Raw genomic sequence first — 7,042 nt, 5'->3', positions numbered from 1 at the left:
TGCCAGCTACCTGAACGAGTTCGTGTTCCGCTTCAACCGCCGGCGGTCCCGCAGCCGTGGGATGGTGTTCTACCGGGTACTCGAACTCGCGATTGCGAACGAGCCTGTGCGCTACAAGGAACTCGCACTGACCCAGCGACCCCGAACAGTACTCCCCACCCCGCCGAGGGCAAATGGCCACCCGCCAAGCCTCGACCTCCCTCCCGCAAACCGTCCGTGGAGGAACTCCGGTTAAGTGGAGAGCCCAGAGAGGCGAACCCCGCGCCCAGCTCCAGCAAGAAGTGCGTACTGTGCTCGATCAGGCCGGCTTCCAGCTCGCGCTCGTTGTGATCCTTGGTCAGGGTCAGAAAGTCGAACACATAAGGGTCTTTGAGGGTTTGGATCGCCAGGTCCGATTGCGGGGCCGGGAGAGCCTCGGTGAAGTTGGTGATCGCCTTGCCCTCACGCTGCCACAGGCCGCTCTCGATTTGATGCGTCAAGACGCTGCGGCTCCAGCCATGCGCGATGGTGTTGCGCGCGTAGTAAAGCGCCTCGTCGATGCGCTTGCACTTGGAGATGATCGCCAGATTGTGCCCCCAGGGGATCTGGGTGATCTGCGCGATAGGTGACGTCTCAAATTGGGCAACAGGCTGTTGCCCAATTGGCGCCGCGCTGGAATAGAACAGAAACCGCTGGCGTATGTACTTGATATTACTAAGCGAAAACCCCTTCATCCCTGGGGGCTCCGCCATCAGATCCTTGCTCAACTGCTGGAGAAAACCCGTACCCCAGGCCGCGTTCTCTTGCCGCTCGACGATATCGGCGCCCAGCGCCCAGTAGAAACTCAGCAGCTCCCGGTTGACCGCGACAGCCGCCTTGAGCTGAACCTGGCGCACCCTGCGCTTGAGTGCCCTCAGCCAGTCTTGATACTCCGCGGCGTGCGGATCGAGTGTGTCTCGCTCACTCATGTCATCCGCTCCGACCAAGATTCCGGCACCGTCACGCGTGACCGACCATGCGGCATCACAGCGACTTGACGTCGTCGATACCGGCTTGCTTCAAGATTTGAGCGGCATTGGTCTTGGCCACGTCGTCGGCGAAGCCGGCGTCCTTGAACACCACGCGCATGACCTCGGGCTGAAGTTCGTCCTTCAGGGCGGCGATGCCGGACACCACTCTCCAGCGTGATTTGTCGGAGAGACAGACGATCAGCGCGTCGGCGCCGATCACCGTGACCTCGCGTCCCTTGATGTCACGGGTGTCGGTCGGGATGGCGAGGTCGAGGCCGTACTTGAGCAGAAGCTCGTAGAGCACGTCGTCTTCGGAGCGGTCGGGCTTGATGTTGTCGACGGACTCGAGGAGGTCAGGTCGCTCAGATTCAGAAGGCGGGCGACCTCTTGCACGGTCAGTAGCTGCGCCAATATTGGCAGCCGGGTCGTCCACCCGCTTCCAGTCTTTTCCAGGCGAGAAGCCTAGGTCGGCAAGTCAGGCGGGTCAATGACGGGAAAGACAGCTCAAAGGTTCACGGCGATCGGCTGCCCTGTCCACTGTGCGGAGGCGTCGAGCACGCCTTGTTTTGTGACGGGGGTCTGTCGTCGAGCGTCATGGGATGGTTTAAGCTCTGGCTACAACATTCCAGTTTCATGCGTTCTCCTGGCTCCCGCTGGGATTGCGGTCTGCCGCGCGGAGGGGGTCTATCCTTGTGGTCCTAGAACAGCCAACGCCCCCGGGCCTTGCGGAGGCTCAGTTGACATTTCTCACACCAAACGTCGTGGGTGCCAAGTCCCTGGTGGTGGTCGTCGATGACCAGACCACTGGGCGGAAGATCCTCGAGCAGTTGATCCGTGGCATCGATCCGAGCTTGGAGGTGGTTGCCTTCGACGACGGGCAGTCGGCCATCGATTTCATCCGCACCCAGACACCGGATCTCATCCTCACGGATTATCTGATGCCCGGGATGGACGGGGTGAGCTTCATTCGTCAGGTGCGCGCACTCCCGGGCTGCGGCGACCTTCCCATCATCGTCGTCACCGTGGTGGAGGACAGGCGCGTCCTCTATGAGGCGCTCGACGCCGGCGCCACGGACTTTCTCAACCGTCCCATCGATCAGCACGAATGCCGGGCGCGCTGCCGTAACTTGCTGACCATGCGCCGACAGCAGCAGATCATCCGCAATCGCGCCCGCTGGCTGGAGGCTCAGGTCGAGCTGGCCACCAAGGAGATCGTTGCGCGTGAGGAGGAGACGCTCCTGAGGTTGGCGAAGGCCGGGGAGTATCGCGATGAGTGCACGGGCAACCATGTGCTGCGCATCGCCGAGTATTGCGGTCTGATCGCCACCGGGCTGGGGCTTGCGGAGCCGGCCTGCAAGGCCATTTCCCTGGCCGCCACCATGCACGATATCGGCAAGATCGGGATCCCGGATGCCATCCTGCTCAAGCCCGGCAAGCTCACGGATGCCGAATTCGACATCATGCGAGAGCATGCGCGGCTCGGTTACCAGATCCTCCGCGACAGCCCCTCGACATACCTCCAACTGGGCGCCACCATCGCGCTTTCCCATCACGAGAAGTTCGACGGCAGCGGTTATCCCGAGGGTCTGCGCGGCGAGGCGATCCCTCAGGCGGCCAGAATCGTCGCGGTTGCCGATGTCTTCGATGCCTTGACGACGGTGCGGCCCTATAAGGCGGCCTGGAGCAGCCGGGATGCGTGCAGCTATATCCAGTCGCTCTCGGGCGCCCATTTCGATCCGGATTGCGTGAGCGCCTTCCTGAGCTCAGTGCCCGCGATCGAGGACATCCGCCGCCAGCTCCGGGACGGCCCCGACGAGGCCGCGGCGCAGGGGCTCGGGTGAATGAGCGCGAGCCGGAAGCCATCCCTGGGATCCCATCCGCCGCGATCCTGGCGGCGGATCTACGGCGGTCTGTCGCGGCGGCTCAGGGGGCGTGGCGATAGCGAGTGCGAGCAGGCCATCATCCGCATCCTGGTCGGCGGGCTCGCCATCCTCTATCTCCTCACGGCCGATCGCGTCGGTTCTGATTCGCCCGCCTTCTTCATCCTCGCCGGCATGGCGATCATTTTTGCGTTGGTCTCCGTGGGCCTGCTGGTCGCCGTGCTCAAGGACTTCGGCCCCGTTCCGGTCAGACGCATCCTCGGCATCCTGCTGGATCTGTCCGTGACCTCGGTCGCCATGGGCTTCGCCGGCGAGGCAGGCGCTCCGCTGCTGGCCATCTATCTCTGGGTGATCGTCGGCAACGGCTTCCGCTACGGCACCCAGTATCTTGGCATCGCCGCGGTGGTCAGCCTGATCGGCTTCGCTGGGGTCGCCCTCTACTCCCCCTTCTGGCGACAGCATCCACTGTTCTCGGCAAGCTTCATGCTTATCCTGCTGGTCATTCCCGCCTATGTCGCCGCGCTCCTCGCCAAGCTGCGCAGGGCCATCCGTGCGGCCAATGAGGCGAGTCGGGCGAAGAGCCAGTTCCTGGCGAACATGAGCCATGAGCTGCGCACGCCGCTCAACGGCGTCATTGGCATGAGTGATCTCCTCATGGACGCCAAGCTCGAGCAACAGGAGCGCGAGCTGGCGAGCACCATTCAGACCTCGGCCAATACCCTGCTCGGGATCATCAACAATGTCCTGGATTTCTCGAGGATCGAGGCCGGCCGACTGCCGATCGAGTCGGTGGATTTCGACCTCCATCGCCTGGTTGCCGAGACGCTCGCGATGTTCGCGCCGCAGGCGCAACGCAAGGGTATCGCGCTGACGCGTCTGATCGATCCGGACACGCCCTACAGCCTGCGCGGGGACGCCCTGCACATCCGACAGATCCTGATGAACCTCCTCGGCAACGCGGTGAAGTTCACCGAGACGGGGCGTGTCGAGCTGCGCGTGAGCACGGTGGCGGGCACCGCCTTGGCCGATGAGCTGAGGCTCAGGTTCGAGATCGAGGACACGGGCATCGGCATGTCCGCGGAGCAGCAGTCGCGCATCTTCGAGAGTTTTCAGCAGGCGGACAGCAGCACGACGCGCCGCTTCGGCGGGACCGGGCTGGGGACGACCATTGCCCGCGAGCTGGTCCTGCTCCTCGGCGGGGACATCGGGCTGCGCAGCGAGCCCGGGCGCGGCACGCTCTTTTGGCTCGAGCTGCCGCTTGGCGTGGTGCGGATCGATGCCAAGCAGGCCAGGGGGGCGCTGGCGGGTGAGCGCGCGCTCCTGGTGTGCGGCGCGCGCGCGGCGACACAGCTCAGCGAGGGGCTCGCTCCCCTCGGGCTGCGGACGGACGTCGTGGCGTTGCCGCTGCTCGCCCAGGCGCTGGCTCGGGCCAGCGATCACCGGGAGCCCTATGACATCCTGCTCCTGTGCGAGCAGGATCTCCCGCCGGAGGCGCTGGCGGCCGCGGCGGCGGACTTCGACGACGGCGATGGCTGCCTGCGCTTCCTGATCAGAACGACCCCCTCCGGGACCGCGCCCCTGGCCTTGCCGCGCGGCTTCACCGGCGTTCTGCCTTGGCCGCTGCGCCGGGAGGCGTTGCTGAATGCGGTCCATGCCGCCCGCTGCTTGGGCGCGGCTCCCGAGAACGTCGTCTCCATCGCCGATCACTACCGGCGCATCGCCCCGGCGGCGGGCTCCAGGCTGCATGTCCTGGTGGCCGAGGACAACGAAACCAATCGCCTGGTGCTGCGCGCCATCCTGGAGCGCGCCGGCCATGCGGTGACCCTGGTCGAGCATGGGGAGGCGGCGCTGGACGCCATCCAGGATCAGGGGGATGGCTTCGATCTCCTGGTGCTCGACAAGAACATGCCGGAGCGCTGCGGTCTGGATGTCTTCCGCGCCATGCGTTTCATGCGTCCCAACGCCCCCATTCCGACCATCATCCTGTCCGCGGACGCGACCCCGGAAGCGCTCGCCGAGGGCCGCGAGGCTGGCGTCGATGCCTACCTCACCAAGCCCGTCCAGAGCCGCCGGCTCCTCGAGACCATTGCGCGCCTGGTCGCCGGCGCGGCCCAGTCGGAGGTCGAGCCACCAGCGGATGCTGCCGGGGATATGCTGGTGGACGATGAGAAATTGGATTCGCTGCGACGGCTCGGCGATGGGGGGCCCTTCTTCGATGAGCTGGTCGCGGGTTTCCGCCGGGATTCCGCCCGGACGCTGGATGCCATCGCCGCGGCCTTGAGCGCTGCCGACTACCCGGCCTTGCGCGCGGCCATCCATGCCCTGGACGGGAGCGCGCGCGAGATCGGTGCCGTCGGGCTCGCCGCGGCGGTCGGACGCTTGAGGGGGCTCAAGCCCTTCGAACTCGGCTCCGCGCGCGCCCGCGAGCTGCTGGAACAGCTTCGCCGCACCCTGGGGGCGACGTCGAAGCTGCTGTGCGCATCCGCCCGCGACCTGCGCGGCAATCGGGTGAGCTGAGGGTCAGGCCCTGGCGCGGGCCGCCGCGGTGCCCACGGCCACTGAGTCCGTGCGTCCCGCCTCGTCGGTCGCGCGGTTTCCGACCAGGTGTTGGCGTGAGACGAGACGATCCATCATTCGCAGATCGCGCTTCTCCAGCTTGAGGGCCGTCTCGACCCAGATCTCCAGGATCCGCATCAACTCCTCATAGGTGACTGGGTTGCACGCATCGCGCGCGCGCCGCAGGGCTTGAAAGCCGTTGCGGGCGCGGTTCTCCCGCTTGATGTGCTCATAGACGGCCAGCTCGCCCTCGCCGTCCTCGGCCAGGATATCGACCAGACCCATCGCATGCAGCTCCTCGGCCGTATAGAGCGTGCCGCTGAGGATCATGCGCTCGGCGCGCTTGGCATCGAGCTTGCGCGACAAGAGGCTGAAGGCCCCCATGCCGGGGAAGAGGTTGAAGAGGATCTCGGGGAAGCCCATGCGCGCGCCGCGCTCGGCGATGAGGACGTCGCTGGAGAGCGCGGCCTCGAAGCCGCCTCCGAGCGCTTCCCCTTGAACCAGGGCGATGGTCGTGACCGGCAGGCCGAAACCCACGGTGTTGGCGTAGAGGACGTCGATGCAGCGCGTGCCATAGGCCAGCAAGGCGTCTCGGTCGCCCGCCAGGGCAAGCGCGCGGAAGAGATCCAGATCACCGCCGAGATTGAAGATTCCGGGCACGCTGGAGGCGAGGACATGGTAGCGGAGGTTCAGTCGCGAGCCATGGTCGCTCAGGTGGTGGATCCAGGCGTTGAGCTCCGTGAGCATGCGCGTCGAGAAGCAGGGCCTGGGTGTCGCATGCATGTAGCACCAGGCCACTTTGTAAGCGTCGTCCAGGTGGACGGTCAGCTCCTGATAGGTCGGTGCGATGGTGGTGATTCTGGTCTTCGAGAGAACGGTTTCCATAAGCGGCTCGCATGTCGGTCGACGTGATGAGGGCGGCGCTCGGCGCTCGCCGAAGGCACGGGGTTCCAGGTCGCGGATTGGAGCGGTTAGTCACCGTCGCTCGGTCCACGGTGGGTTTATCGGCAGCAGGTCACACTTTCATTAGCCAGATGTGTGAGCTTTTTCCGCTTTCCTCGGAGGCGCCTTTGCAGACAGGGGTCAACCGAGAACCTGCCCTGAGCGGGAAGCGCGATTGTGTGTGAGTCTAAGAAGGTGTCTGAAAACCCTCGGACGTCGGCACAAACAGCGAGACGAAGCTCGGGCTGGCGAGGGGTCGGCATGGCGTACCACCCGCCCGGGTCGAGCGGTCCACGCCGTTATAGTCAACGGCCTTGGTCATCGGTTGGTTGCGCCAGGCAAAGCCTGGAAGGAGAGGAAGATAGCGGACGGATAAGCGAATCGGAAACTCCTTGTTGCGGCCCACCGGGTGAAAGTCCCGAGCCGGTAAGGATTGGCCATCCACCGGAACCGAGTGTGGCGTGGTGCGGGAGTGATCCCGGCTGCGAAGCGAACACAGGGGGCGTGTAGGCTGTGTGATAGAGCCCCGAAACTGATGCCAGCGGAGCCGACGCATTCCAATCACCGGAAGGCAACAGTCTCGGCATTGTACTGGCCTGATGCCGAGACTCCGCCGGGGTCTGAGAGCAGGGCATGCACGCACGGGTCGCCCAGGAACCTGGGAGGGCTCAGTCG

General features: G+C 65.2%; 4 protein-coding genes and 2 pseudogenes. 3 read left to right on the top strand and 3 right to left on the bottom strand.

Going from position 1 to position 7,042, the window contains the following annotated elements:
• Window positions 1–124 (top strand): annotated as a pseudogene (locus CKO23_RS27040) (IS1595 family transposase); the annotation flags it as partial.
• Window positions 125–251: 127 nt separating this feature from the next.
• Here the strand turns inward: CKO23_RS27040 and CKO23_RS23320 are convergent.
• Together CKO23_RS23320 and CKO23_RS23315 are read right to left on the bottom strand one after the other, a co-directional pair.
• A pseudogene (locus tag CKO23_RS23320) lies at window positions 252–947 on the bottom strand (PDDEXK nuclease domain-containing protein); the annotation flags it as partial.
• Between the two features lie 55 nt (window positions 948–1,002).
• Window positions 1,003–1,422, bottom strand: a complete 420-nt coding sequence (locus tag CKO23_RS23315; protein WP_200335701.1) for a hypothetical protein — start codon at window positions 1,420–1,422, stop codon at window positions 1,003–1,005.
• 304 nt (window positions 1,423–1,726) lie between these two features.
• Between CKO23_RS23315 and CKO23_RS23310 the strand changes: the two genes are divergently transcribed.
• Entirely contained in the window at window positions 1,727–2,830 is a 1,104-nt protein-coding gene (locus CKO23_RS23310; protein ID WP_242482687.1) for an HD-GYP domain-containing protein, read from the top strand.
• On the top strand, window positions 2,831–5,386 hold the full coding sequence (locus CKO23_RS26450) for an ATP-binding protein (RefSeq protein WP_200335692.1): 2,556 nt from the start codon (window positions 2,831–2,833) through the stop codon (window positions 5,384–5,386).
• Between the two features lie 3 nt (window positions 5,387–5,389).
• On the opposite strand, the gene CKO23_RS23300 is transcribed toward CKO23_RS26450, so the two are convergent.
• Window positions 5,390–6,310, bottom strand: a complete 921-nt coding sequence (locus CKO23_RS23300) for a crotonase/enoyl-CoA hydratase family protein (RefSeq protein ID WP_200335690.1) — start codon at window positions 6,308–6,310, stop codon at window positions 5,390–5,392.
• Window positions 6,311–7,042: the final 732 nt, after the last annotated feature.

It is taken from the genome of Thiocystis violacea, from assembly GCF_016583565.1.
Taxonomy (GTDB): Bacteria; Pseudomonadota; Gammaproteobacteria; order Chromatiales; family Chromatiaceae; genus Thiorhodococcus; species Thiorhodococcus violaceus_A.
The sequence above is the reverse complement of the archived record's forward strand: the minus strand, read 5'-3'. Positions and strand labels throughout refer to the sequence as shown.